The 24,867-nt window shown below is 67.0% G+C and carries 24 protein-coding genes and 1 pseudogene (1 of these 25 cut by a window edge); 17 read left to right on the top strand and 8 right to left on the bottom strand.

The window, feature by feature from the left end; translation table 11 throughout:
* Positions 1 to 21: 21 nt before the first annotated feature.
* From H9L13_RS01895 to H9L13_RS01905, 3 genes are read right to left on the bottom strand one after another with little or no spacing between them, the layout of a single operon-like run.
* Positions 22 to 1,632: a cisplatin damage response ATP-dependent DNA ligase gene (locus tag H9L13_RS01895; RefSeq protein WP_187538536.1), complete on the bottom strand. Its 1,611-nt coding sequence runs from the start codon at positions 1,630 to 1,632 to the stop codon at positions 22 to 24.
* Entirely contained in the window at positions 1,632 to 2,654 is a 1,023-nt protein-coding gene (locus H9L13_RS01900) for an apurinic/apyrimidinic endonuclease family protein (protein WP_187538537.1), read from the bottom strand. Before H9L13_RS01900 ends, H9L13_RS01895 begins: the two co-directional genes overlap by 1 nt.
* Positions 2,655 to 2,704: 50 nt before the next feature.
* A complete protein-coding gene (locus H9L13_RS01905; RefSeq protein WP_187538539.1) occupies positions 2,705 to 3,013 on the bottom strand; it encodes a hypothetical protein in 309 nt (102 codons plus the stop codon).
* An 88-nt stretch (positions 3,014 to 3,101) separates the two neighbouring features.
* On the opposite strand from H9L13_RS01905, the gene H9L13_RS01910 reads away from it, so the two are divergent.
* Both H9L13_RS01910 and rpmG read left to right on the top strand, forming a co-directional pair.
* Entirely contained in the window at positions 3,102 to 3,887 is a 786-nt protein-coding gene (locus H9L13_RS01910) for a hypothetical protein (protein WP_187538541.1), read from the top strand.
* A gap of 83 nt (positions 3,888 to 3,970) precedes the next feature.
* Positions 3,971 to 4,138 carry a 50S ribosomal protein L33 gene (gene rpmG / locus H9L13_RS01915; protein ID WP_187538543.1) on the top strand — a complete coding sequence of 56 codons (168 nt, stop codon included), beginning with the start codon at positions 3,971 to 3,973 and terminating at the stop codon, positions 4,136 to 4,138.
* Between the two features lie 124 nt (positions 4,139 to 4,262).
* Here rpmG and H9L13_RS01920 read toward each other — a convergent pair.
* Positions 4,263 to 4,619, bottom strand: a pseudogene (locus H9L13_RS01920) (response regulator); the annotation flags it as partial.
* 44 nt (positions 4,620 to 4,663) lie between these two features.
* On the opposite strand from H9L13_RS01920, the gene H9L13_RS01925 reads away from it, so the two are divergent.
* The 5 genes from H9L13_RS01925 to H9L13_RS01945 are packed head-to-tail and all read left to right on the top strand — an operon-like array spanning position 4,664 to position 7,982.
* A complete protein-coding gene (locus H9L13_RS01925; RefSeq protein ID WP_187538547.1) occupies positions 4,664 to 4,939 on the top strand; it encodes a DUF3572 family protein in 276 nt (91 codons plus the stop codon).
* A complete protein-coding gene (locus H9L13_RS01930; RefSeq protein ID WP_187538549.1) occupies positions 4,936 to 5,679 on the top strand; it encodes an SDR family NAD(P)-dependent oxidoreductase in 744 nt (247 codons plus the stop codon). The genes H9L13_RS01925 and H9L13_RS01930 overlap by 4 nt, the downstream gene beginning before the upstream one ends.
* Before the next feature lie 33 nt (positions 5,680 to 5,712).
* Positions 5,713 to 6,174 carry a RidA family protein gene (locus tag H9L13_RS01935; protein ID WP_187538552.1) on the top strand — a complete coding sequence of 154 codons (462 nt, stop codon included), beginning with the start codon at positions 5,713 to 5,715 and terminating at the stop codon, positions 6,172 to 6,174.
* Positions 6,149 to 6,865 carry a glycerophosphodiester phosphodiesterase gene (locus H9L13_RS01940; RefSeq protein WP_187538554.1) on the top strand — a complete coding sequence of 239 codons (717 nt, stop codon included), beginning with the start codon at positions 6,149 to 6,151 and terminating at the stop codon, positions 6,863 to 6,865. The genes H9L13_RS01935 and H9L13_RS01940 overlap by 26 nt, the downstream gene beginning before the upstream one ends.
* Positions 6,846 to 7,982 carry a GNAT family N-acetyltransferase gene (locus H9L13_RS01945; protein WP_187538556.1) on the top strand — a complete coding sequence of 379 codons (1,137 nt, stop codon included), beginning with the start codon at positions 6,846 to 6,848 and terminating at the stop codon, positions 7,980 to 7,982. Before H9L13_RS01940 ends, H9L13_RS01945 begins: the two co-directional genes overlap by 20 nt.
* Here H9L13_RS01945 and H9L13_RS01950 read toward each other — a convergent pair.
* The 4 genes from H9L13_RS01950 to H9L13_RS01965 are packed head-to-tail and all read right to left on the bottom strand — an operon-like array spanning position 7,958 to position 13,426.
* The gene (locus H9L13_RS01950) at positions 7,958 to 8,878 is read right to left on the bottom strand and encodes an isoaspartyl peptidase/L-asparaginase family protein (RefSeq protein ID WP_187538558.1); all 921 of its coding nucleotides are present in this window, start codon (positions 8,876 to 8,878) and stop codon (positions 7,958 to 7,960) included. The two genes, H9L13_RS01945 and H9L13_RS01950, sit on opposite strands and share 25 nt — an antisense overlap.
* A 46-nt stretch (positions 8,879 to 8,924) precedes the next feature.
* On the bottom strand, positions 8,925 to 10,742 hold the full coding sequence (locus H9L13_RS01955; RefSeq protein ID WP_187538560.1) for a hypothetical protein: 1,818 nt from the start codon (positions 10,740 to 10,742) through the stop codon (positions 8,925 to 8,927).
* A gap of 2 nt (positions 10,743 to 10,744) precedes the next feature.
* A complete protein-coding gene (locus tag H9L13_RS01960) occupies positions 10,745 to 11,266 on the bottom strand; it encodes a hypothetical protein (RefSeq protein ID WP_187538562.1) in 522 nt (173 codons plus the stop codon).
* Between the two features lie 12 nt (positions 11,267 to 11,278).
* Entirely contained in the window at positions 11,279 to 13,426 is a 2,148-nt protein-coding gene (locus H9L13_RS01965) for a toll/interleukin-1 receptor domain-containing protein (protein WP_187538564.1), read from the bottom strand.
* Between the two features lie 95 nt (positions 13,427 to 13,521).
* On the opposite strand from H9L13_RS01965, the gene ispG reads away from it, so the two are divergent.
* From ispG to H9L13_RS02015, 10 genes are all read left to right on the top strand, one after another.
* Entirely contained in the window at positions 13,522 to 14,646 is a 1,125-nt protein-coding gene (ispG, locus tag H9L13_RS01970) for a flavodoxin-dependent (E)-4-hydroxy-3-methylbut-2-enyl-diphosphate synthase (protein ID WP_187538566.1), read from the top strand.
* Between the two features lie 181 nt (positions 14,647 to 14,827).
* Positions 14,828 to 15,730, top strand: coding sequence for a DMT family transporter (locus tag H9L13_RS01975; RefSeq protein ID WP_235091077.1), 903 nt, complete (start codon positions 14,828 to 14,830; stop codon positions 15,728 to 15,730).
* Positions 15,730 to 16,044 (top strand): DMT family transporter, encoded by a 315-nt coding sequence (locus tag H9L13_RS01980; RefSeq protein WP_187538567.1) that lies wholly within the window; start codon positions 15,730 to 15,732, stop codon positions 16,042 to 16,044. The genes H9L13_RS01975 and H9L13_RS01980 overlap by 1 nt, the downstream gene beginning before the upstream one ends.
* Positions 16,045 to 16,131: 87 nt before the next feature.
* On the top strand, positions 16,132 to 18,663 hold the full coding sequence (locus H9L13_RS12885) for a TonB-dependent receptor plug domain-containing protein (protein ID WP_268825693.1): 2,532 nt from the start codon (positions 16,132 to 16,134) through the stop codon (positions 18,661 to 18,663).
* Between the two features lie 39 nt (positions 18,664 to 18,702).
* Complete coding sequence (gene hisS / locus H9L13_RS01990) at positions 18,703 to 19,929, top strand: histidine--tRNA ligase (protein ID WP_187538569.1); 1,227 nt, start codon at positions 18,703 to 18,705, stop codon at positions 19,927 to 19,929.
* A complete protein-coding gene (gene prfA / locus H9L13_RS01995) occupies positions 19,926 to 21,005 on the top strand; it encodes a peptide chain release factor 1 (protein ID WP_187538571.1) in 1,080 nt (359 codons plus the stop codon). Before hisS ends, prfA begins: the two co-directional genes overlap by 4 nt.
* Positions 21,002 to 21,841, top strand: coding sequence for a peptide chain release factor N(5)-glutamine methyltransferase (prmC, locus tag H9L13_RS02000; RefSeq protein WP_187538573.1), 840 nt, complete (start codon positions 21,002 to 21,004; stop codon positions 21,839 to 21,841). Before prfA ends, prmC begins: the two co-directional genes overlap by 4 nt.
* 224 nt (positions 21,842 to 22,065) lie before the next feature.
* A complete protein-coding gene (locus H9L13_RS02005) occupies positions 22,066 to 22,749 on the top strand; it encodes a DUF4167 domain-containing protein (RefSeq protein WP_187538575.1) in 684 nt (227 codons plus the stop codon).
* Positions 22,750 to 22,861: 112 nt separating this feature from the next.
* Complete coding sequence (locus tag H9L13_RS02010) at positions 22,862 to 24,298, top strand: DUF4139 domain-containing protein (RefSeq protein ID WP_187538578.1); 1,437 nt, start codon at positions 22,862 to 22,864, stop codon at positions 24,296 to 24,298.
* Positions 24,299 to 24,302: 4 nt separating this feature from the next.
* Positions 24,303 to 24,867, top strand: the 5' end (the start) of a protein-coding gene (locus H9L13_RS02015; protein ID WP_187538580.1) for a DUF4139 domain-containing protein. The gene runs 962 nt beyond the window's last position; the window shows 565 of its 1,527 coding nt (coding positions 1-565); its start codon is at positions 24,303 to 24,305; the stop codon falls past the right edge of the window.

Raw genomic sequence — 24,867 nt, forward strand, 5'->3', positions numbered from 1 at the left:
GCGGGTGTTTTTTATGCTTGTTCAGGTCACCATCGCCAGGAGCGTCGCGACATGGTCCGCTTCCGCCGCGGGCTTGTCGGTGCGGATTCGGCTGACGCGCGGGAAGCGCATCGCCAAGCCCGATTTGTGGCGGGTGCTGCGGTGGATCGAATCGAACGCGACTTCGAGCACCAGTTCCTTCTTGACCTCGCGCACCGGGCCGAAACGCTGGGTGGAGTTGTTGCGCACCCAGCGGTCGATCCATTTTAATTCCTCGTCGGTGAAGCCGAAATAGGCCTTGCCGACGGGCAGCAGCTCGCCCCCGTCCGCGGGGTCGCCCGACCAGCAGCCGAAGGTATAGTCGCTGTAATAGCTCGACCGCTTTCCCGACCCGCGCTGCGCGTACATCAGCACGCAATCGGCGGTCAGCGGATCGCGTTTCCATTTGTACCACAGTCCCACGCGGCGGCCGCCGACATAAGGGCTGTCGCGGCGTTTGAGCATGATCCCCTCAATCGCCGCGTCGCGCGCGTTGCCGCGCAGCTCTTCCAAGGCTTCGAAGCTGTCGGCCTCGATCAGCTGTGACACGTCGAACCGGTCGGGATCGAGCACGGGCGCGAATTGCTCGAGCCGCGCACGCCGTGCCGTCCAGTCGAACGCGCGCAGGTCCTCGTCACCGTCAAACAGAATGTCGTATAGCCGTACGAACGCCGGGTAGGTGCCAAGCATCTTGCTGCTGACATTCTTGCGCCCCAGCCGCTGCTGCAGCGCATTGAAGCTGGCTGCCCCGCCGCCATGCGCTTCGGCGCCCTGGCCGGAGCCGCGCACCAGCAATTCGCCGTCGAGAACGCCATGCAACCGGAACGCCTCGGCGATATCGGGAAAGCTGCCCGAAATATCGTCGCCGGTGCGGCTGTAGAGGCGCGTTTCCCCGCCCGCGTGGACGAGTTGGATGCGGATCCCGTCCCACTTCCACTCGGCCGCATAATCATCGAGCGAGACCCGCGTCTCCTCGAGCGCATGGGCGAGCATGAACGGCCGGAACACGGGAACGTCGCGGACGGTCGGCTGCGCACCGCGTCCTTCGGCCCAGTCGAACAATTCGGTGAAGGGCGGGCGCAGCCCATGCCACACTTCCTCGACGCCCTCGACGTCGAGGCCGAAGGCGTCGGCCAGCGCCTGCTTGGCGAGGCGCGCGCTGATGCCCACGCGAAGCGCTCCAGTCGCGACCTTGAGCAAGGCGTAGCGCCCGGCGGAGTCGAGATGGTCGAGCATGTCGGCAAGCACGGCGGGTGCGTCCGATTTGCTCACCGAACGAAGGCGATCGACGGCCGCGCTCAACCGCAGCGTGCCGTCGTCGATCTCGGCAGGCTCGCCAGGGCGGCCGGGCCAAAGCAGCGACACTGTCTCCGCCGAATCGCCGACATAATCGCGGCTCATCCGGTAGAGAACCGGGTCGATCTTCTCTTCAATCAGGCCGCGAATTACCGCCGGCTTGACGGCGGGAATGTCGAGCGTGCCCGTCAGGGCGGCGAGCGCGATGCCGCGATCGGGATCGGGCGTGGACTTGAGGTAGTCGCCGATCAGCTGAAGCTTGGTGTTGCGCGACCGCGTGTAGACGAGGTCGTCGAGCAGTTGCGAGAAGGCGCGCATCAGGCGGGGTGCACCTCCGCCGCGCGGCAGTGGTCGGCAAGCTGGCGGCTGGCAAGGTTCTTCGCCTTGGCCTCGACCTCGATATCGCACCATGACAGATGCGCGCGCATCAGGTCGTTGACCGCGCGGTTCCACATCATGTCGCTATGCCCGCGCAAATGTCCGGCCTTGTGGCCGGAGTCGAACAGCGCCGGGAAATCGGGCAGTGTATCGGGACAATGGCCGGGGATCACATTCTCCCGGCTGACCGAAATGTGCGCCAGCGGCCGCACCCCGTTCCAGCTTGCCTGCAGCGCTGAAACCCGCGGATCGCCGGGTTGCAGCCATTCCCCGCGCGAGTGGATCCAGTGGTGGTGGAAGTCGATAAGGATGGCGACGCGCTCGCCGACTCGAAGGAGGTCGTCGAGCCCGAAGCTTGTCTCGTCATTTTCGATGCTTAGCAGGTTCAGTGCCGCCTGCGGCACGCGGTCAAGGCCGGCGCGTAGCCCGTCAACGCCGACGCTGCCGGCCCCACCGTGAATATTGATGCAGGCGCCGTGCGGATGCCAGCCGCTGTAGCCAAGCATGGCGAATATCTCGGTGTGCTCGGCAATGTCGCGCAGCGCGTTGTCGAGCGCCTCGGGCCGCGTCGTGGCAAGAATCGCGTGCTGCGCCGGGTGCATCGACAGGCGCACGTCGGCGGCGCGCGCCGCCGCGCCCGCGCGCGCTAGCCGGCGCTCAACCTCGCCGCGCAGCGTCGGCGTCCACCCCGCCGCCAGCGCCGGGTGCGACCAGCCGATCAGGAAGCCGGACTGGATCCGGAACAGCCGTTCGAGCGCGGGCAGGGCCGCAACGGTCGCGATCTGGCGATCGAGGATGTCGAGATTCTCGGCGATGACGGCCTCGAGCTTCTCCGGCGCCGCCGCGCCGAGCCGGACGATGGACGCGATCGTCGGCCCGCGGAAGTTGCGCGCGCGCTGTTCCGCCTCATCGCCCGATGGCGAGACGAAAGTGCAGCAATAGCCGATGCGCGGAGCGTCCATGACGCGACAATGCGCGAGGCGCGGTGCGGTGCCGAAGCTGGGCTAAGGGATTAGTGAAGCCGGACGGCAAGCGCGGCGAGGATCACGCCGCAGTCGCGCTCCGACCGGCTGTCGAGCGCTTCGTCGATATGTTCGAGGCAGGCCTGCAGCGCCACCCGATGTCCCGGCAGCAGGGCGCGCTGCGCCGACGAGCGGGCGAGGCTTTCGAGCGTCGCCAGGCCATGTTCGCACGCCAGTTGGCGAATGGCGTCCATCCGCATGTGCATGTCGAGCGGGGACAGGCGCGTGCCGCGGGCGCGGATTTCGGCGATGCGCGCACCGACTTGCGCCTTCACCTGATCGAATGGGTCGGTCGTCATGCCTCACTCCCTCAGCAGCGCCATCTTCACCGAAAATGGTTAACAGCCAGCGAAAGCCCGGTTACGCTCCCAAGACTGGGGGACGCCGATGGTCATTCGCCGCATCCGCGAGCATGCCGCCGCGCAGAATTGGTTTGCGGTGGGGATCGACCTCGCGATCGTCGTCGCCGGGGTGTTCCTCGGCACCCAGGTCAACAATTGGAACGAAGAGCGGATCGAGAATGATCGGGGCAGGGACTATCTTGCCCGACTGATCACGGAGCTGGACTTCGACGCGCGGCAATATGCGCTGCAAATCGCTTACTACCGCCAGGTGCGGACATATGGCTTGCAGGCGTTGTCAGCACTCGATGGAGCGCCAGTCTCTGATCGCGATTTCGTAATCGCGGCCTACCAATTGACGCAAACCGACACGACCAAGGCAAAAACGGGCGTGTTCGACGAAATGGCGGCGAACGGACTTGGGGAGCATCTTGGGGACGACGAAACGCAGCAGCTCGCCAGCGATTTCTACCTCAGCGTCGAGGTGGCGCAGCGCACGAACGAGACGATCTATCCCTATCGAACGCTGCTGCGCGAAACGATGCCCTATGCGGTCCAGACCCGCGTCCGTCGCGAATGCGGCGACCGCAACGTCTTCTACCAGAAGCGCGTCGTTGGCATCCAATTGGTTGTGCCCTGTCCAATGGCGATGACCGTCGAGGAGGCGGCGGACGCGGCCGCAGCCGTCAAGGCCGCGCCCGAAATCCGGCGCCAGATGGTTCGCTACATCGCCTCGATCGACGAGAAGCTCGACAATCTCGAATTCGTCGGGGCGCAGGCGGTGCAATTCCGCGACCGCCTCAAGGCCGACGAACGTCCCCGCGCGAGTTGACAGAAAAGGGTGGTTGCGCGTACGAGCGCGCCGACTTGAGCGGCTCGCGCCGCTTTTTCTTTTTTCAGCATCGGGACCGACAAATGGCGAAGCCAGCCACCGTCAAGATCAAGCTCGTCAGCACCGCCGACACGGGCTTCTTCTACGTGACCAAGAAGAATCCGCGCACGCAGACCGAGAAGATGGTGATGCGCAAGTACGACCCGAAGGCGCGCAAGCACGTCGAGTTCAAGGAAGCCAAGATCAAGTAGTTGGTGGGCCCGGCTCTTCGGGCTCAGCACCAGCTTCCGGATCGCGAATCGCCGGCGTTCCCTCATCGGGATCGCCGGTTTTTTCGTCTGGGCGCGCAATCAACGCTGCCTCGTGGCCGTCGGGCAGCAGCTCGTCCACCGTCTGCGCGAACTTCACCACCGAGATCGGCTTGGACACATAGGCCTGGGCGCCCGCCGCACGAATGCGCTCCTCGTCACCCAGCGCCGAATAGGCCGTCACCGCCATGATCGGCACGGAGGAGAGCTGCGCGTCGGCTTTGAGCAATTTGATCAATTCGAGCCCGCTGACGTGGGGCAGCTGGATGTCGGTGATCACCAGATCGGGCTCGAACTGCTTGGCGACGTCGAGCGCGTTGCGGCTGTCGGTCACCGCCTCGGGCTGATGGCCGTGCGCCGCGAGGAGATCGCAGAACAGCTTGATGTTGAGGGCATTGTCCTCGACGATCAGGATCTTCGCCATTTCCCTCCCCACCCGAGCACCGAGCGCGAGCCCAGAGCTAAACGATGCCGCCGCAGACCACAAACGACCCGCACGCCCTTGCTCTTGCCGCGCTGGCCCAAACGCTCGCCGATGAACGCCGGGCCCGGCGGTTCCTCGACCTGACCGGAATCGGGACGGACGAGCTTCGCGCGCGGGCTGACGATCCCGCGTTGCTGGCCGAGTTGATCGGCTTTCTCGAGGCGCATGAACCCGACCTGGTGGCGGTTGCCGAAGCGATCGGCGTCGGGCCCGCGGACCTTGTCGCGACGCGCCATTTGCTCGACAGGGGCGAGCCATGAAGACCGCACTCATCACCGGCGCTACGGCGGGTTTCGGCCGCGCCTCAGCCAAGCGTTTCGTCGACGGCGGGTGGCGCGTCGTCGGCACCGGTCGCCGCGGGGATCGCCTGCGCCAGCTGCAGGAGGCGCTTGGCGACGCCTTCCTCCCGCTCGAAATCGACATGCGCGACCGCGCGGGTCTCGATTCGCTGGCGCAGCTTGGGGCGCCGTGGGGTCAGATCGACCTGCTGCTCAACAATGCCGGGCTCGCGCCCCCGACCACGCCGCTGCCCGATACCGACTGGGATCGGATCGACCAGGTCATCGACACCAACATCACGGGCCTCGTCGCGCTGACCCGCGCGCTGCTGCCGGGACTGACCGCGCGCAAGGGCCATATCATCAATCTGTCGTCGGTCGCTGCGACCTATCCGTACAAGGGCGGCGCGGTGTACGCCGGGACCAAGGCGTTCGTTCGCCAATTCTCCCTCGACCTGCGCTGCGACCTTGCCGGTACGGGGGTGCGCGTAACCTCGGTCGAGCCCGGGATGGCCGAGACCGAATTCACCATCGTCCGCACCGGCGGCGACCATGAAGCTTCGGACAAGCTTTACGCGGGGATGGACCCGATGACCTCAGAAGATCTCGCGGACCTCTTCTGGTGGCTCGCCAACCTGCCGCCGCACCTCAATATCAATACGATCGAGTTGATGCCGGTCACGCAAAGCTGGGCCGGGTTCGCGGTCGAGCGCAAGGGTTGATTTGCGCACGCGCCGGTGCTTGAGCGCATGGCCATGAGCATCGACCAGCGCCTTGCCGAGATCGGCATCACCCTTCCCCAACCCGCCGCCCCGGTGGCGTCTTACGTTCCCGCGGTGGAGCAAGGCGGGCTTCTGCATATCTCCGGCCAGATCAGCTTTGCCGAGGACGGCAGCCTGATCAAAGGCCGCTTGGGCGAAGACGTCGATCTTGATCGTGGAATTGCGGCTGCACGGCGCTGCGGGATCATGCTTCTGGCGCAGATGAAGGCCGCGCTCGGCTCGCTCGACCGGGTCGATCGCGTCGTGAAGCTCGGCGTGTTCGTCAACAGCACGCCCGATTTCACTGACCAGCCCAAGGTCGCCAATGGCGCGTCGGAGCTGATGCAGGAGGTGTTCGGCGAATCCGGCCGCCATGCCCGCAGCGCAGTCGGCGTCACGGTGCTGCCCTTGGGGGTCGCAGTCGAAGTGGATGCGATCGTCGCCGTCAAAGGTTGACCCGCTCGCGCCTGGGCCGCTCGGTTTCGCGCATCGCGGACTGCACGATGGCGCGGCCTTTCCCGAAAACAGCCTGATCGCCTTCGCCGCCGCGCTGGAGCTTGGTGCGGGCATCGAATGCGACCTGCGGCTGACCGCGGACAGACGGATCGTCGTGTTCCACGATGCCGACGCCTGGCGGATGTGCGCCAGCCCGCTGCGGATTGGCGAGACCAGCCTTGCCGACCTTGGCCGCCTGCGCGTCGGCAACCATCCCATCCCGACCCTCGAAAGCCTGCTGGCGCTGGTTGCGGGGCGAGTCCCGCTGCTGCTCGAGATCAAGGTCAGCGACGATCGCTGGCGGTGGGTTCCCGCGCTGATCGCCGCGCTGGCTGGCTATGACGGGCGCTTCGCGGTGATGAGCTTCGATCCCGGCCTGTTGCGGCTAGTCGGGACTAACCTGCCGCATGTGCGGCGCGGATTGCTGGTCGAGGATCGCCTGCCGCGACTGCGCCGCTGGGCGGCCCGAAAGCTCGCCGATCCGGATTTCGTGGGCGTCGAATATGCTGCAGTGAAGCGCCCCTGGGTCGCGCGGTGGCGGCGCAAGATGCCGGTCTATTGCTGGACCGTGCGCACCGCGGCGCAGCGCGCGCAAGCGCAGGTTCAGGCCGACGCGCTCATCTGGGAAGGCGATGGCCGACCGCGAAGCTGACATCCTCGCCCGCCTCGCGCCGGGCGTCGCGACGGTCGATGCCGCCGAATGGGACACGCTTTCGGGCGATGACCCGTTCCTTTCCCACGCCTTTCTCGCCGCGCTTGAGGATTCGGGCAGCGTCGGGCCCGGGACCGGCTGGTCGCCCGCGCCGATCCTGGTCGAGCAGGAGGGCCGGATCGCCGCCGCCGCGCCGGCCTATTTGAAAAGCCATAGCCAGGGCGAATATGTGTTCGATCATGGCTGGGCCGATGCATGGCAGCGTGCCGGCGGATCTTATTATCCCAAGCTGCAGGTCGCGGTGCCGTTCACGCCGGTCCCGGGCAAGCGCCTGCTCGGAGTGCGCCCGCAGCAATTGCTGGCGGCGATCGAAGCGGTGACCGTGCAGAACGAGCTATCGTCGGCGCACATCACGTTCCTCGACGAGGCGGACGCTGCGGCGTGCTCGCAGCGCGGCTGGTTGATGCGGCATGGCATCCAGTACCACTGGCGCAACCGCGGCTATGCCGGCTTCGATGATTTCCTCGGCGCGCTGCGCAGCTCGAAGCGCAAGGCGATCCGCAAGGAACGCGCCGCGGCGCACGCCGGGCTGACCTTCCGAACGCTCCGCGGCGGCGAGATTGCGCGGGCTGACTGGGACGCGATGTGGGCCTTTTATCAGGATACCGGCGCGCGCAAGTGGGGTCGGCCGTACCTCACCCGCGACTTCTTCGATCGCATTGCCGAGCGCATGGGGGACCGGTTGCTGCTGTTCCTGGCTGACCGCGACGGGGTGCCGGTCGCTGGCGCGCTAAACCTCGTTGGGCCGGATACGCTCTACGGCCGCTATTGGGGCACGGTCGAGGAGGTGCCGTTCCTTCACTTCGAGCTGTGCTTTTACCGGGCTATCGAATGGGCGATCGCGCATGGCCTGGCGTCGGTGCAGGCCGGCGCGCAGGGGGAGCACAAAATCGGGCGCGGTTACGAGCCGGTCATCACCCGCTCCGCGCATTTCCTGCCCAACCGCAGCTTTCGCGACGCCGTCGCCAAATTCCTGGAAGGCGAGCGCGCCGCCATCGCGCAGGAGATGGCCTGGCTGGCCGACGCCTTGCCCTATCGCGCGACGTCTTCGGCGTAAATCGCGACGCAGCGGTCGTCGGCGCTAGCCATCCCGCGATACATGGCCGGGGTAGTGAAGCCCCACGCCGCCTCGCCGTCGGGCGCGACCGCGATCAGGCCGCCCTTGCCGCCAATGCCTTCAAGGTCCGCAAGCACGCCATCAAGCGCCTGCTGCAGCGTTTCGCCGCCGAGCCGCATTCGGGCGGCAAGCTCGTGCGCGGCGACGGCGCGGATAAAATATTCGCCTGACCCGGTGGCGGACACCGCCGCGGCGCGGTCGTCGGCGTAGGTCCCGGCGCCGATCAGCGGCGAATCGCCGATTCGACCCCAGCGCTTGGCGGTGATGCCGCCGGTCGAGGTCGCCGCGGCGACGTGGCCGTGCGTGTCGACCGCAACCGCGCCGATCGTGCCATATTTGATCGGATCGGCGTCATTGCCCGCAGCCAGAGCTTCCTCAAGCTGGCGCCGCCGTTCGGGCAGGACGAAGAAGTCGTTTCCGACCTGCTCGATGCCCGCCTTGGCGGCAAAGCGATCGGCCGCGACTCCCGCCAGGAAGACGTGCGGGCCCTGTTCCATCAAGCGCCGCGCCAGCGTCACCGGCGCGCGAGTCGTCCGCAGGCCGGCGACCGCGCCGGCCCTGCGGTCGCGGCCGTCCATGATCGCGGCGTCGAGCTCGACCACGCCGTCCTCGGTCAGCACGCTGCCGCGCCCGGCGTTGAAGCAGGGGTCTTCCTCGAGCACACGGGCGGCCGCCTCGACCGCGTCGACCGCGGACCCTCCATCCGCCAAAATCGCCGCGCCGGCATCGAGCGCGGCGTTCAGCCCGGCGAGCGCCCGTGCCTCATGCGTCGGGTCGTGATGCGCGATCCGTTCCGATCCCGCGCCGCCGTGGATGACGATCCGCCACTTGGTCATGGCGCGGCCTTAGCGGCGGCGTTCGCGCTGTCCAGAACGCTTGGGCTCAGCCGACGCCAAGGTCGCGCTGCTGGTTGACCAGCCGCCATTCGTCGAGGTCGGACAGCATGAAGCGCGCGGCCTGCTCGGCAAGGTCGGCGGCGCGGGTCAGGTTGGTGTGCTTGCGCAGCTCCTGATCAATATGCTCGAGCGTGTCGGCGGTCGCCAGCGAGCGCAGCGCATCGCCGCCGAAATCGCCCTGGAAGCGAATCCCGAACACCGCCGTGGCGAGCGCCGGAAAGCCCGCCGAAATGAGCGTGAACCATTCGCCATAAGCATCCACGAACGCCGATTCCCACGACAGGCCGACGAGGGTGATGATCGACACGATGAGCGTGATGAAGAACAGGATCGTGCCGATCTTCTCGAGCCGCTTGTCGAGGGTCATGATCTGCGCCGCGTTGCGGCGGTGGTAGCTGACCTGCGGCGCGATTTCGTGATCGGTGACCGATTCGGCGATGAGGTCGGCGGACGCCGGCGTGATGACGCCCGCGGGGCAGCCCATCGCGCGCCAGATTGCGCCCGCATACCAGTCGATCCAGCGCTGCGGCACGGGATTGGTCTCGGTCCCCGGCGGATCGGGCGCGGCAATGCCGAGCAATTTGAGGCTGCGCATCGGACGCAGCCGCTCGGCAAGCTGACGATAATCGAGCCAGCGCCGGTGCCATTCGTTCTTGGTCCCGACATGCGCATTGAGGATCACCGCGACGGTCAGGATCATTTCGAACATCGCCCATTGCAACTTGTACTGGGGCAGCATGAAGGCGCTGAGACCCATGCACACCGCGAGCCCGCCCATGACGAAACTGAAGACATGGCCGCTGCGATACGTCTGGGCGAGGTTGGTCGCGGGCAGGTCCGTCCAGCGATAAGCTTCCTCTAGAAGCTCGAACGGCGCGGCGATGCCGAGGTCGGCACAGTCGCGACGGTATTGCGCCCATTCTTCCCGCACGCGCACGCGGCCGTGGATTTCATTGAGGTCGCGCAAGCGGAAGCGGCGGATGCCGACCGCGGCAAGCAACAGGCCATATTCTGGCCGCAAGCGGAACCGCGGCAAGTGCTCGCGCATGAAGCGATCGACGAACTTGCCTTCGACTGCGCTCGGCGGCGGCAGCAGCATGGCCTTCAGCATGAGATCGACATGCTCGCGATCCAACGGCCGCTCGGCCATCGGATCGTCACCCATCGTGTCGACAACGGGGTCGAAGGCGGCCCACAGCAAGCGGTCGGGCCGCGCCGGGTCGGGCGCCAGATGCGCGACCGGCACGCCGCGACTGATCGCAAATTCGACAACCTCCCCGGTGCCGCCGCGCCCGCGGGGCTTGAGACCGTCCCATACCGCGATCAGGATGTCGCAATGCGCGACCGTTGCGCGGCCGGCCATGGCATAGCCCTCGGGCTCGTCGCGCTGCTCGCCGGGTAGCTCAAGCACGCGGGTCGCCTGGGCGAGAAGCGCGTCGAACCGCCTCCGCGCTTCGTCATCGGCGAGGGTGGTGCGATAATGATCGCGGGCAAAGGGCAGCACTGCCTCGACCTCCCACCCCAGCGCAAGCGCGGCTTCGGCGGCGATCTGGTCGGCGCCGTCGGCAATCGGCGTGACGAACCGCATCCGCGGCGGCGCGGGCGAGAAGCACACCGGGCGCGTGTCGGCGAGGCGAACGGTGCCTTCGCCGATCAGCGTGAGCGCAGCCGTGATCCGCTCGCCCAGCGTCGCCATGCACGCCGCGCCCAGCGCCTGGCTGCGGTGCCCGGTCACCCCGACGCTGATCGTGAACGGCAACAGCGGCGGATGGTCGGCCGATGTGCCCGGATCGGATTCCGGCAAGTCTAGGTGAGCGCCTGGAAGGCCAGCGTGAGCAGGCAACCCGCAATCAGCCCGCCGACCGCCGCCGTTAGGACTGCGGCGCTCTGCATATCTTCACCGCCGTTCTGGTTGATCGCCCCAGGATCGAGGTTCAGATATTCGCCCGCCCCATTGACCACCCGCAACGTGTAGTGGAATTCGCCTTGCGCCGGCGACGGATTGGGATTGTCGACCACGAGCGTCTTGCGATTGTTGTCAGACCGCCGCGGTTCGAAAACCTCCCACGCGCCCTCCGTCGGGCACTGCGCGCCCACCTTTGACCAGACTGCATTCGCGATATCGTCATCATCGGGCCAAAGGTAATCCTCGGGCGGATTGACGAGATCGAAATAGATGCGAAAGCCGTCCTCACCTTTCTTGTTCTTAAACTTGATCTTGCCGTTAGGATCCTTGGGCAGCCCGTTCGACACCGGCTCCACGGAAAACCTCAGCGGATCGACCGAGTCGATCCGGACATTAATCCGCACATCTTGTTTCTTGCCCATATTCCCCTCCTCTTAAGACAACTGGCGAAAGCCTGTCGCCGATACGCGCGCCTCCAATTGTTGCGCCTCGTCCTTGCGTCCCAGCCGCCGCAGCAGTCCGGCCCGAATATTCATTTCCCCCGGCCGTTCGGCCCGCTCCTGTGCTAGCGCGCTGAGACCCCGTGACCAAGCCTCGCGCGACCGCTCAGGTCTCCGACTGCGCGCATGGACGTCGCCGAGCAAGCTGAGTGCTGCGGCGACCCGATAGCGGACGCTGACGGGGTCGGGCCGACGTTCACTTTGGGCGGACGCCACCGCCTGCTGCGCCAAGACTTCGGCCCTGCTCAAGTAGTTCGACTGCAGCGCAAGGTGGGCGCGAATGGTCAGGCAGTCGGTCTGCAGGCGGCGCCATGATCCGGTCGGATCTTTTTCGCGCACTTGGGAGGCGAGTACACATCCGGCCTCCATTTCCCTCGCGGCCTCGGCGGTACGACGGGCGGCGAACAGGGTCCGGGCGAGCTCCAATCTCGCGGCCGCTGCCTGCCCCTTCCACAGCATGTTCGCGGGCTCGATCGGGATCAGCCGGTCAGCCTCGGCGACGGCTTGGCGGAATTGCGCAATGGCTGGCTCGGCTGCGCCGCGCATCGCCTGCAACACTCCCAGCCCTTGATGTGCGGGAATGAGTTGCCGGCGGAGCTGAACGTTGGTGCCTGCCCGGCCAAGCGCCGAGCGCACAAGGGCGATCTGCCGTTCGCGCAGGCGGATCGCGGCCTCCAGCCGTCCCGCGTCGCGTTCGCTGTCGGCCGCCCAGCCAAGAATATTGGAGAACTCCTCGCGATACTGAATATTCCCTTCGTCGATCGCGAGCAGGTTTTCCATGGGCCGCAGCGCCGCATTGAGTTGCTTGGCCGCTTCGCCGAACCGACGCTGATTGAGCAGGACGATGCCCAGATTTTCCTGAGCGTAGAGCATTTCCATGCGCCAGCGCAGATTGTCGGGGTCGATGGCGACCATCTGGTCGGCCAACCGCTTATATTCGCGAAAGGCCGTTTCCGCCGCGCTGTTGTCGCCGCGGCTGCGAGCGATCTCCCCGACCCAGAAGATGTTCTGCGCGTGATCGTAGAGGCGTTGCGGATCTTCGGGCGAACGCCGCACTGCTTCGCCGGTGCCTGCGGCCGCCTGGCGATATAGTCGCGCCGCTTCGTCGAGATTGTTGCGCTGGAAGGCGACCTGGGCGCTTAAACCGAGGGCACTGGCCCGCTGGAGCAAGGCCGCATCGCTCAGTTCCGACGGATCCTGCTTGCTATAATAGGCCAGCACGCGCGATCCCACGCCGTCGAGCGCATCGAGCCGGCCGATCGGTTCCAGCTTGTTCTTGAGATCGCCGAGCATGAAGGCGACCAGCCCTTCGGCCTCCCGTCGCTGGTCGCGCGCTTCGTCGCGCGCCTGCACCGCGGCGACCGCGAGCACGATCGCCAGCGCCATGCCGACGACCGATCCGGTCGTGACCCAGGCGAGCCGCCGATGGCGCTGCGTCGCCTCGCGCTGCACGAGTTCGTCGAGGCTCACCCCAAGCATGCCGGCGACCAGCTTGAGGAAGCCTGCGCGGCGCGGATCGCCTTCGTGGCGGAGGTCGGCGGCGAGTGGTTCGGCGCGAGTCGTCGTCTGCCGCCCGCGGCGGTCGAAGCGGTAACGCAGCGCCGGCGGGAAACATTCCTCCTGCTCGCGCCCCCCGATGTCGCTGGCGAACGGCTCGCCGGCGGCGATTGCGGCGAGCACGCAGCCGTCGGGGCGGACGCGCTTGAACGTCGCGATTTCCGCATTGACCCATTTCGACGCCGCCGCGGCGGGCGAGCACAGGACGATTAGGCATTGCGAGGAATCGAGCGCCGCTTCGATCTCGCTGCCGAGGTCGTCGGCCGCGGCCAACTCATGCTCATCGCGGAAGATCGGGGTCAGCCGTCGGGGAATCGCGCCATTGGCGGTCAGCCGGCCGACCAGCGACGCGGGCACCTGGAACTGCTCCAGCTTGCGCTGCAGCCATTTGGCGAGATCCTCGTCGCGATGGCTGTAGCTCAGGAAGGCGAAATACTGGGTGTGGGTCTTCGCCTTGCGCCGCGTTCGGATGCGCGGCGCGGGCGCCCCACGCTCCTCCGCATCCAGTTGGGCAACTCTCGGCATTGCCGCCCCACGCTTCCCCAACCTGCGTTAACACAATGCGCTGAGTCTCGCGACTGCGCTTTGCCCGGGCGGCCTCGGCGCCTATATGCTCCCTCATGTCCCTAAGGCCTTGGCGAAATATCGAGCGGCGCGTGTCGCGGCAGATCATGGTTGGATCCGTCCCCGTCGGCGGCGATGCGCCGATCAGCGTCCAGACCATGACCAACACGCCGACCGAGGACGCCGCCGCGACGATTGACCAGATTCGCCGCTGCGAAGAGGCTGGCGCGGACATCATTCGCGTCTCGGTCCCGACCAAGGAAGCGAGCGCTGCACTCCGCCAGATCACGCGCGCGGCCAACGTTCCGATCGTTGCCGACATCCATTTCCACTACAAGCGCGCGCTCGAAGCCGCCGATGCCGGCGCCGCCTGCCTGCGCATCAATCCCGGCAACATCGGCTCCGAAGAGCGGGTGAAAGAGGTCATTGCCGCGGCGCGCGCCAACGGCTGCGCGATCCGCATCGGCGTCAATGCCGGCAGCCTCGAAAAGGATTTGCTCGAAAAATATGGCGAGCCTTGCCCCGAGGCCCTGGTCGAAAGTGCGCTCGACCATATCCGCATCCTCGAGGATCACGGGTTCCGTGACTATAAGGTCGCGGTCAAGGCGAGCGACGTCTTCCTCGCGGTTGCGGCCTACCATCAGTTGGCGAGCACGGTCGATTGTCCGCTGCACCTCGGCATCACCGAAGCCGGCGGGCTGATCGGCGGGACGGTCAAGTCGGCGATCGGCATGGGCAGCTTGCTGTGGGCAGGGATCGGCGACACCATCCGCGTCTCGCTCTCGGCCGAGCCCGAGGAAGAGGTTCGGGTCGGCTATGAAATCCTGAAATCTCTCGGCATCCGCAGCCGCGGGGTGCGAGTCGTATCATGCCCCTCCTGCGCACGGCAGGGCTTCGACGTCATTCGCACGGTCGAAGCGCTCGAACAGCGGCTGCAGCATATCAAGACGCCGATGTCGCTGTCGGTGCTCGGCTGCGTCGTCAACGGCCCCGGCGAAGCGCGCGAAACCGACATCGGCATCACCGGCGGCGGGCAGGGCAAGCATATGGTCTATCTGTCGGGCGTGACCGACCACCATGTGCAGGACGCCGACATGATCGACCATATCGTGCGCCTGGTCGAAGCGAAGGCGGCGGAGATCGATGCCGCCGCCCACCCCGCCCTCGACGCCGCCGAATAAGCTCAATCCTTTGTTCACCATTGGGGCGCAGCCTCGCGCCATGGCGAAGGTGATTCTCCTGTTGATGGCGGTCTGGGCCGTGGCGGACGAACTTGTCGCGCCGCCGCCGGAACCGCCCATGCTGATCGACGCGAGCCGCTAAGCACTCGACCCGATCCGCTAATCGGCTAAGCGCGAGGGCGTGACTCGCGACGCTTACTCCCCTGCCACCGCTTTCATGGTCGGCGTGCTCGGCATCGCGCTATTCTCCGGCATGGACGCGGTGATGAAGGGGCTCGTGCTCGCCATCGGCACGATCGCGACCATGTTCTGGCGCAACCTCACCGGAATTGTCTTGTCGGGCGCGCTTTACCTGCCGCGCCGCAAGGCTTGGCCGGCGGCGAGCACCATGCGCATCCATGTCGCGCGCGGGGTTCTGTCGGCAGCGATGGGCTTCCTTTTCTTCTGGGGCCTGGGTCGCGTGCCCCTGGCGCAAGCGGTGGCGTTGGCCTTCATTGCGCCGCTGATCGCCCTGTTCCTCGCCGCTCTTATCCTCAAGGAGGAGATCGGCGGCCGGACGATCGGCGCGTCGTTCATCGCCTTTGCCGGGGTCGTCGTCATCTTCGTCGGCCAGGCGCATGCCGACCTTGGCCGCGAAGCGACGATCGGCAGCGTTGCGATCCTGGTGTCGGCGGTGCTCTACGCGCTCAACATCATTATCATGCGGCGGCAGGCGCTGGTCGCCGACCCGCTGGAGATCACCTTCTTCCAGAGCCTGATCGTCACGACCATCCTGTTGCTGGCCTTGCCGTTCGTCGGGGTGCAAGTCCCGCCACTGGCGCAATGGCCGTGGCTGCTGTTTGCCGCGGCGCTGGCGATCGCCTCGATGCTCCTGCTGTCCTGGGCCTATGCGCGGGCGCAAGCTAGCTATCTCGCAGCGACCGAATATACCGCCTTCCTGTGGGCGATGCTGTTCGGCTGGCTGTTCTTCGATGAGGGCGTGTCCTGGTTTACGCTGGGCGGGGCGCTGATGATCGTGGCCGGCTGCATCCTCGCCGCGCGCAAGCCCCAGGACGCCAGCCCGGCGCTGGAGGCCGCGACCTGATGGCCTGGCTGTGGCTCATCCTCGGTGGCCTGTTCGAAGTCGGCTTCACCACGTCGCTGCGATTCGTCGATGGCTTTCGCAACCTGCCGTGGACGATCGCCTTCCTGGTGTCGGTGGCGATCAGCATGGCGCTGCTCGAATATGCCGCGCGCACGATCCCGATGGGGACGGCCTATGCGGTGTGGGGCGGGATCGGCGCGGTCGGCACGGTGATCGTCGGCATGATCTGGTTCAACGAACCCGCGGGCACCGTCCGTGTACTCCTGATACTCGCGATCGTCGCGGCGATTGCCGCCCTGCGCCTCACCGAATAGTGCTGCTGGTCGAAGCCTCGCGGGCGGTTGGTCGAAGCCCGCGACGATGTCAGTGGGCGTTCACCTGCGATCGCTAGCGGAAGGCCGATGCGTAATTTTTACTGGCTTTTGACCACCACCGCCTTCGCCGTTCCCGCCACTGCGCAGAACGGCCCGCCCGCCGCGGCACCCGAAGCGACACCAGCGCAGGCCCAGTCCGCCGCGCCGGTCGAGAGCGACGATCCCGCCGAAGATTATGGTGATGGCGAGGAGATCGTCGTCACTGGCGCGCGCCTGCCCGGATCGGTGGTCGGCGACATCCCGCCCGAAAAGACCTTCGACGCGCGCGACATCCGCGCAACCGGCGCGACCAATATCAACGAACTGCTGGAGGCGCTGGCGCCCGAGACCGGAAGCGCGCGCGGACGCGGCGGCGGCGCGCCGGTCGTCCTCCTCAACGGCCAGCGTGTGTCCGGCTTCCGCGAGTTACGAGATATTCCAACCGAGGCGATCCAACGGGTCGAGGTGCTGCCCGAGGAAGTCGCGCTCAAATACGGCTATCGCGCCGACCAGCGCGTGGTGAACATCGTCACCCGCCGCCGCTTCCGTTCGCCGGTGGCCGAGGCGCGCGGCACGGCGGCGACCGACGGTGGCTATGCCGGCGGGATCGGCGACGTGACGCGGCTGATCATCAACCGCACCGGACGCACCACGCTCAATTTGCGCGGAGAGGCCAACGGCACGCTGACCGAGGCCGAGCGCGACATCGCATCCGAGACTGACGATGGCTTTGCGCGCTCGCTGATCGGGTCGCGGCGCCTGGTTCGCGGGACAGCGACGATCAATCGTTCCCTCGGCGACGTTTCGGCGACGCTCAACACCGAATTGCAGCATAGCAGCGGCCGCTCGCTGATCGGTCTTGGCGAGACGTTGCTCGAACCGCTGGCGCGTAACACGGACAGCAATAGCGCCCACGCCGGCGTGACGCTCAACTGGGACAAGGCGGACTGGCGCTGGAACGTCACCGGCAATGCGGACCTCGACCGGTCGGTGACCCGGACGGACCGCGACGATGCGTTCGACGACGACCGCGCCCGCTCGACCCGCCGCTCGGCCGACGTCACCGGCACCGCGCACGGCAATCTGTTCAAGCTTCCCGCGGGCGACGCAAGCACCACGATCCGCGTCGGCGCGAGCACGGTCGGCCTCGACAGCGAGCGCCGCAGAGCGGAGGTTGTGACGGGCACCGACCTCGGCCGCACGCAAGGCAATGCCGCGATCAACCTCGACCTCCCCATCTCCCGCCGCAACCGCGATTTCAGCGCGCTCGGCAATCTGACGCTCAACGCCAATTTGGAAGTCGAGCAGCTGTCGGACTTCGGCACGCTGGCGACGTTCGGGGCGGGCGCCAATTGGTCGCCAATCGATCGGCTCAACCTGATCACCAGCTGGACGCGCGAGGAGGGCGCGCCGTCGATCCAGCAGCTCGGCGATCCGATCCTCGAGACGCCCGACGCGCGGATTTTCGACTTTACAACGGGCGAGACCGCACTCGTCACCGCGATCACCGGCGGCAATCCCGATCTGCTCGCCGACCGCCGCAGCGTGTTCAAGCTCGGCGGCAATTGGCAGCCGTCTGAAAAGGTCGACCTGCGCCTGCGCGCCGATTTCGTCAGCTCGCGCATCGACCGGCCGATCGGCAGCATTGCCACGACCTCGGCAATCGAGGCGGCGTTCCCCGAGCGCTTCGTCCGCGACGGGGCGGGCCAGCTCGTCAGCGTCGACTTGCGCCCGGTCAATTTCGACAGCGCTCGGCAGGACACCCTGCGGCTCGGCTTCAATTTCACCAAGCCGCTCAAGTCGCGCCAGCCGACGCAGGCCCAGATCGACCAGATGCGCGCCCAATTCGGCGGCGGCGGGCGGCGCGGCGGGCAGGCTGGTGGTGCTCCGGCGGGGGGCGCACCTTCGGCCGATACGGCACGTCCGCAGGAAGGGGCAGCGCCGCGCGAGGGCGGCGGCGGTCGTGGCTTCGGCCGGGGCGGTCGCGGCTTTGGCGGCGGCGGCGGACCGTTCGGCGGCGGCAATCGCGGACGGCTACAATTTTCGCTGACTGACACGATCACCTTGGTCGACAAGGTCAACATCCGCGCCGGCGTGCCTCAACTCGATTACCTTGACGGCGAAGCCATCGGCCAGACCGGCGGTCGTCCGCGTCACCAGGTCGAAGCGCGCGCCGGCTGGTTCAACAACGGCCTTGGCGCGCGCGCCAGCCTGGACTGGCGCAGCGGCACGCGGGTCGAGAGCCTGACTGGCGACGATCTGCGCTTCTCGCCCTATGCGACCTTCGACCTGCGCTTGTTCGCCAACCTCGGCGAGCAGTTTGCGCTGGTGCGGAAAAATCCGTGGCTGCGCGGCAGCTCGGTGCGGCTGGAAGTGGACAATCTGTTCAACAGCCGGCCCAGGGTGCGCGACGCCTCGGGCAACGTCCCCCTCAACTACCAGCCCGATCTGCTCGAACCGCTCGGACGGACGGTGATGATCAGCTTCCGCAAGCTGTTCACGCCCTCGCCCGCGGCGATGCGCCGCATGCGCGAGCAGGAGCGTGCCGCCGGGCAAACGCCGGGAGGCGACGAGGACTAGGTTTTCGCATTTGGTGGATTTGTGCTTAAGCGCCGCCGCATGACGCCCGTCCAGCCCGTCCGGGGCACCCAAAGCCTGATCGGAGAAGATGCCGACCGCCTCGCCACGGTGGTCGACGCATTCGATCGCGTGCGCCGCCTCTACGGCTTCAAGCGTGTCGAAGTGCCGACGATCGAGCATACGCAGGTCTTCGCGCGGACCATCGGCGAGACCACCGATGTGGTGTCGAAGGAAATGTACACCTTCGAGGATCGCGGCGGCGAGCCGATCACGCTCCGCCCCGAATTCACAGCGGGCATTTGTCGCGCTTATCTCAGCGAGGGCTGGAAGCAGTTCGCGCCGGTCAGGGTCGCGACCCACGGCTCCGCGTTTCGCTACGAGCGCCCGCAAAAGGGCCGCTTCCGCGAATTCCACCAGCTCGACGCCGAGATCATCGGCGCGGGCGAGCCGCAAGCCGATGTCGAGATCCTCGCCTTCGCCGATCAATTGCTCAAGGAGCTGGGGATCGAGGGCGCGATCCTCCAGCTTAACACGCTCGGCGATCCCGAGAGCCGCAATGCCTGGCGTGACGCGCTGTACGAACATTTCAAGGCGCACGCTCGCGCGCTTGGCGAGGACAGCCAGGCGCGGCTCGAGCGCAATCCCCTTCGCATCCTCGACAGCAAGGCCCACCAGGACTGGCCCGTGGTCGACGCCGCGCCGACAATCGATGAGTTCCTGACCGCCGAAGCCTCGGACTTTTTCGCCAAGGTCACCGAGGGGCTCGATGCCGCAGGCGTCGCCTGGGAACGCGCCCCAAGGCTCGTGCGTGGCCTCGATTATTACCGCCACACGGCGTTCGAATTCGTCACCGACCGCCTGGGCGCACAGGGCACCGTGCTCGCCGGCGGTCGCTATGACGGCCTCATCGAAACGCTTGGCGGCCCGCACACGCCGGCAGTCGGCTGGGCCGCGGGGATCGAGCGGCTGGCGATGATGATCGACGCGCCCGCGCCCGATCGGGTCGACGTCGCGGTGGTCGCCGAAAATGCGGCGCGGGAGCCTGATGCTTTCGCGTTCGCGACGCAACTACGCGCCGCGCACATCGCTGCGGAAATCTTCGTCACCGGCAGCCCGCGCAAGCGCTACGATCGGGCGATGAAGACGCGCCCCGCCGCGATCGTCTCGCTCGACGTCCGCGACGGCGCGGAAACGCGCGGGTTCAAGCTGCTCGACAGCGACAACGCGCAGGCCGCCCAGGCACAGACGATTTTCGACGCGCAATGACCCAGATTTCTTCCGAGCGGATCGCGAGCATTGAGGCGCGCAAACAGGAGCTTGCCGACGCCATGGCCAGCGGCAACCTTGCGCCCGAAGAGTTCGTCCGGCTGTCCAAGGATTATGCCGCGATCGAGCCGGTCGCTGCCGCGGCTCGCGAGGTGCGGCGGCTGCGCGCCGAGCGCCAGAGCCTGATGGCAATGACCAAGGACGCTGACGAGGAACTGCGCCAGATCGCGTCCGAGGAATTGCTGGAGATCGAGGCCAAGCTGCCCGAGGCCGAGCGCGCTCTGGCGGTGAAGCTGCTGCCGCGCGACGCTGCCGACGACCGCGCCGCGATGCTCGAAGTCCGCGCCGGCACTGGCGGCGACGAGGCGGCGCTGTTCGCGGGCGATCTGCTGCGCATGTACCAGCGCTTTGCCGAAGGGCAGGGCTGGCGCTTCGAACTCATTTCCGCCTCCGCGTCCGAGGTTGGCGGCTACAAGGAAGCCATCGCCTCGATCAGCGGCACGGGCGTGTTCGCCAAGCTGAAGTTCGAAAGCGGGGTCCACCGTGTCCAGCGCGTGCCCGTGACGGAAAGCGGCGGGCGCATCCACACCTCCGCGGCCACCGTCGCCGTGCTGCCGGAGGCGGAGGATGTCGACGTCCAGATCGACGACAAGGATCTGCGCATCGACGTCTATCGTTCGTCGGGGCCGGGCGGGCAGTCGGTCAACACTACCGACAGCGCGGTGCGCATTACGCATATTCCGTCGGGGCTTGTCGTCATCCAGCAGGATGAAAAGTCGCAGCACAAGAACAAGGCCAAGGCGCTGAAGGTGCTGCGTACGCGCCTGTTCGAGCTCGAGCGCGAACGCCTTGCCAGCGAGCGCGCGGGCGCCCGCAAGTCGATGGTCGGATCGGGTGACCGCTCGGAGCGAATCCGCACCTATAATTTCCCCCAAGGGCGGATCACCGACCACCGCATCAACCTGACCAAGCACAACCTTCCCGAAGTGCTCGAAGGGACAGGCCTGAGTGAAATCGTCGACGCTTTGGCAGCGGAAGACGAAGCGGAGCGTTTGGCGGGCCTGGAGGAAGAGTGAAGGCTATCGATCGCGCGCTGGCGGACGCCGCGCGCCAGTTGGATGCGTCAAGCGATACGGCGCGGCTCGATGCCGAGCTGCTGATGGCCGAAGCGCTCAATATCGATCGCGACCGGCTGATCCTGGCACCGCCCGATCGCGATGTGCCGAAGCGCTATTGGGACATGGTCGAGCGGCGCAAGACCGGCGAGCCGGTCGCCTATATCACCGGCCGCCGCGCCTTCTGGGATATTGAACTGCACGTTGGTCCGGGCGTGCTCATCCCGCGCCCCGACAGCGAAGTGCTCATTTCTTCGGCCATCGAGCATTTCCGCGACCGCGACCCGCCCGAATGCATTCTCGACCTCGGCACGGGCCCGGGAACCCTGCTGCTCGCCGCGCTGGACATTTGGCGGGACGCGAGCGGCGTCGGCATCGACGTTTCGCGCCGTGCCTTGTCTTACGCGTCGGCCAACGCCCGCCGACTGGGGTTTGAAAAGCGGCTCAAGCTCAAGCTCGGCGATTGGGCGGCCGGCATCTCGGATACGTTCGACCTCCTGCTGTGTAACCCGCCCTACGTTGCCGAGGGCGAAGCGCTCGGCCCCGGCGTGCGCGAATTCGAGCCGGACGAGGCGCTGTTCGCAGGCGACGAGGGCCTCGATGCCTATCGCGTGCTGGCGCCGCAGCTGCCGCGCCTGCTCCGCCCCGGCGGGATGGTGGCGATTGAAATCGGGCCCGATCAGGCGGACGCGGTGAGCGCGCTGTTAGCCCGGGACGGTCTGCAGGCCAGCGTCGCCCACGACCTTGCGGGGCGTCCGCGCGCGGTACTGCTGACATGGGCGAAAAGCCGTAACTAGACGAAATTGCTTGGCATAGCTGTCCAGGACCACTACATCGGGAGCAGGACAGGGCACGCTCCACCACAAGCTGAAGAGCGTCCCGTCCACCCCCGACGCAATCGGCCGTTTGCTCCACGCGCTGCGTGAAAGCGGAACGAAAGGGTCAGGCGCCGCGCATCTGCGCAGCCCTGCCCAACTGGGGCCAAGGGGGCTTTGACGACACTGCGTAAGGACGTCGGATTTTGATCAACAATCGACAGGGCGGCCGCCGGCGCGGCCGCGGCGGCCAGCGGGGACAAAGCCTCGGCGGACAGCCCGGTAACCGACAGGACAATCGCCAGCGGGGCAATGCGGCGCAGCTTCTTGAGAAATACAAGAACATGGCGCGCGACGCCCAGCTTGCCGGCGACCGCGTCCAGACCGAATATTTCCTGCAATATGCCGACCATTATTTCCGCGTGCTGGGCGAAAGCCGCGCGCGCTACGAGGATCAGCGTCGCCAGCGGGGCGAGGACCTCGATGACGAGGATGATGGCGACGACGAAATGGAGGCCGGCGACGAGCAGGCCGAAGACGACCGTAACGATCGTAACGACCGCAACGAACGCAGCGAGCGCGCACCGCGCCGCGATCGGCCGGAGCGTGCTGAACGGCCCGAGCGTGCCGAACGCCCGGAGCGTCGTCCGCGCCGTAACGAGGAGCGGGCTGCCGACATGTCCGACGACGACCGTGACGATCGCGGCAATCGTTCGGCGCGCATGAACGGTGGGGATTCGATTCCGTTCGATGCGCTTCCGCCGGCAATCGGCCGTGATGAGCCGGAAGGCGAAGGGGCGGCCGAGGAAGAGCCGCGCCGCCCGCGTCGGCGCACGACGCGCTCGCCGCGCGCCGCTGGCGGAGACGACGAGGTCGCGCCCGCAGCGTAGAATGCATTCACAACGGGTTCACGGCTGAACCCCTTTTCTCCCGCGAAACAGCGGTTGACGGTGAAGATACAATGTATCATCGTCCCCGGACGTGTATGGGGAGGGTGATGATATGCGGACATTTTTGCTGTGGGGCGCGGCGCTTGTCGCTGCCGTGCCGGCGCTGGCGCAAAGCGTCCCGCCGCCGTCCCAAACCGCGCAGGGCGATGTTGCCGTCACCATCTACAACAATGGCCGTGCCCTGGTGCAGGACAAGCGTGTGCTCGACCTGCCGAATGGGCGGACTCGGCAGGAATTCCGCGATGTCTCCGCGCAGATCCAGCCGGAAACGGTGACTCTCAACGGCCGCGGCGTCGGCGTTGTCGAGCAGAATTTCGAATATGATTTGCTGTCGCCTGCGGCGTTGATGGAAAATGCCGTCGGCCAGACGATTACGCTGGTGCGCGTCAACCCGGCGACCGGCGCGGAAGTGCGCGAACGCGCGCGAATCCTTGCCGCCAACGGCGGGGTCGTGCTGCAGATCGGCGACCGCATCGAGGTCTTGCGCGACGACGGCTTGCCCGCCCGCGTCATCTTCGACGCCGTCCCGCCGAGCCTGCGTGCGCGGCCGACCCTGTCGGTGACGCTCGAAGCCAGCGGCGGCGGGCCACGCCCGGTCACGCTGACCTATCTGACCCCGGGGCTGGGCTGGTCCGCCGACTATGTCGCCTTGTTCGACGAAGCCAATGGCCGGATGGACGTGCAGGGCTGGGTCACGCTGACCAACACCAGCGGGACACCGTACGTCAACGCCAACACCCTGCTCGTCGCCGGCGCCGTCGGCCAAGCGAGCTATCCCAATTATCGTTACCGCCCGGGCATGCCCCCGCCCCCGCCGCCCCCGCCACCGCCACCCGAATATGATGGCGGCATGGACCGCGCCGGGACCGAGACCGCGGGCCGCGAGCGCCTGGGCGACTTCTATCTCTATCCGCTCGCCGAGCGGACGACGATCGCCGACAAGCAGACCAAGCAGGTCAGCTTCCTCGACGTCCAGAACACGCCCGCGGCACGCGCCTACGAATTCCGCAATCCGTGGCTGTCGACCAGCGAGCAGCCGCTGAGCGTGAGCACGATCCTGCGCTTCTCGAGCTCGCGTAACCAGGGGCTCGGCGACGCGCTTCCGGCCGGGATCGTGCGCGTCTATCAGCGCGACGCGCGCGGCAATCCGCAATTCGTCGGCGAACATCGCATCGGCCACACGCCAATGGGGTCGGACATCGGCCTTGCCACCGGTCAGGCGTTCGACATTAAGGTCCGCCCGGTCGTCGCGGAACGGACTCGAATCGCCAGCGGGCGCTGGCGCACCAAGATGCGCTACACGCTGACCAACGCCGGTCCTCGCCCCGTCACGGTCGATCTGGTCCAGTCCGGCCTGTTCGGCGACACGCGTATCACTGACCAGAGCATGCCGTCCGAGCGCCTCAGCGCCGATCACACGCGCTGGCGGGTGCCCGTGCCGGCCAATGGCGAAGCGACCGTCACCGCGACCTTCGACAGCCGCTACTAAGGCCATGCGTGCCGCCGTCCTGTTGATCGCCGCGCTGCTGTCGGGGCGCGCCGCCGCGCAGGCGATCGTCTCGTCGCCGGCGCCCGAGCGGGTCGCCGTCACCGTCTACCGCAACCCTGATCGCGGGCTGGAGCCGCTCAACCTGCAATGGCTCGGCGGCTATGCCCTGGTCAGCGAGACGCGACGCGTCCGCATCCCCGCGGGGACAAGCGAGCTGCGCTTCGAAGGCGTGACCTCGGGCATTGTCCCGCAAAGCGCGATCATCACCGGGCTAGGTCCGGCGGTGCTCGAGAAAAACCGCGATGCCCGGCTGCTGTCGCCGGGCGCGCTGCTCGATGCCTCGCTCGGAGAGCGATTGCACCTCCGCCGCACCTCGCGCGCGACGGGCAAGGTGACCGAGCAGGACGCGATCGTTCGCGCGACCAGTGATGGCGTGGTGATCGAGACGGCGGCGGGTGTGGAGGCGCTTCGCTGCACGGGCCTGCCGGAAACTTTGATCGCCGATCGCGTCCCCGCCGATCTGTCGGCCAAGCCGACGCTGTCGGTGCGGGTGCGCAGCCCCGAGCCGA

This window comes from Sphingomonas lutea, from assembly GCF_014396785.1.
In the GTDB taxonomy this organism is placed as follows: Bacteria; Pseudomonadota; Alphaproteobacteria; order Sphingomonadales; family Sphingomonadaceae; genus Sphingomicrobium; species Sphingomicrobium luteum.

Coding starts and splice junctions, on each gene's coding strand:
- H9L13_RS01895 (WP_187538536.1), bottom strand. CDS start 1,632: ATGCGCGCCTTCTCGCAACTGCTCGACGACCTCGTCTACACGCGGTCG.
- H9L13_RS01900 (WP_187538537.1), bottom strand. CDS start 2,654: ATGGACGCTCCGCGCATCGGCTATTGCTGCACTTTCGTCTCGCCATCG.
- H9L13_RS01905 (WP_187538539.1), bottom strand. CDS start 3,013: ATGACGACCGACCCATTCGATCAGGTGAAGGCGCAAGTCGGTGCGCGC.
- H9L13_RS01910 (WP_187538541.1), top strand. CDS start 3,102: ATGGTCATTCGCCGCATCCGCGAGCATGCCGCCGCGCAGAATTGGTTT.
- rpmG (WP_187538543.1), top strand. CDS start 3,971: ATGGCGAAGCCAGCCACCGTCAAGATCAAGCTCGTCAGCACCGCCGAC.
- H9L13_RS01925 (WP_187538547.1), top strand. CDS start 4,664: ATGCCGCCGCAGACCACAAACGACCCGCACGCCCTTGCTCTTGCCGCG.
- H9L13_RS01930 (WP_187538549.1), top strand. CDS start 4,936: ATGAAGACCGCACTCATCACCGGCGCTACGGCGGGTTTCGGCCGCGCC.
- H9L13_RS01935 (WP_187538552.1), top strand. CDS start 5,713: ATGAGCATCGACCAGCGCCTTGCCGAGATCGGCATCACCCTTCCCCAA.
- H9L13_RS01940 (WP_187538554.1), top strand. CDS start 6,149: ATGCGATCGTCGCCGTCAAAGGTTGACCCGCTCGCGCCTGGGCCGCTC.
- H9L13_RS01945 (WP_187538556.1), top strand. CDS start 6,846: ATGGCCGACCGCGAAGCTGACATCCTCGCCCGCCTCGCGCCGGGCGTC.
- H9L13_RS01950 (WP_187538558.1), bottom strand. CDS start 8,878: ATGACCAAGTGGCGGATCGTCATCCACGGCGGCGCGGGATCGGAACGG.
- H9L13_RS01960 (WP_187538562.1), bottom strand. CDS start 11,266: ATGGGCAAGAAACAAGATGTGCGGATTAATGTCCGGATCGACTCGGTC.
- H9L13_RS01965 (WP_187538564.1), bottom strand. CDS start 13,426: ATGCCGAGAGTTGCCCAACTGGATGCGGAGGAGCGTGGGGCGCCCGCG.
- ispG (WP_187538566.1), top strand. CDS start 13,522: ATGTCCCTAAGGCCTTGGCGAAATATCGAGCGGCGCGTGTCGCGGCAG.
- H9L13_RS01980 (WP_187538567.1), top strand. CDS start 15,730: ATGGCCTGGCTGTGGCTCATCCTCGGTGGCCTGTTCGAAGTCGGCTTC.
- H9L13_RS12885 (WP_268825693.1), top strand. CDS start 16,132: ATGCGTAATTTTTACTGGCTTTTGACCACCACCGCCTTCGCCGTTCCC.
- hisS (WP_187538569.1), top strand. CDS start 18,703: ATGACGCCCGTCCAGCCCGTCCGGGGCACCCAAAGCCTGATCGGAGAA.
- prfA (WP_187538571.1), top strand. CDS start 19,926: ATGACCCAGATTTCTTCCGAGCGGATCGCGAGCATTGAGGCGCGCAAA.
- H9L13_RS02010 (WP_187538578.1), top strand. CDS start 22,862: ATGCGGACATTTTTGCTGTGGGGCGCGGCGCTTGTCGCTGCCGTGCCG.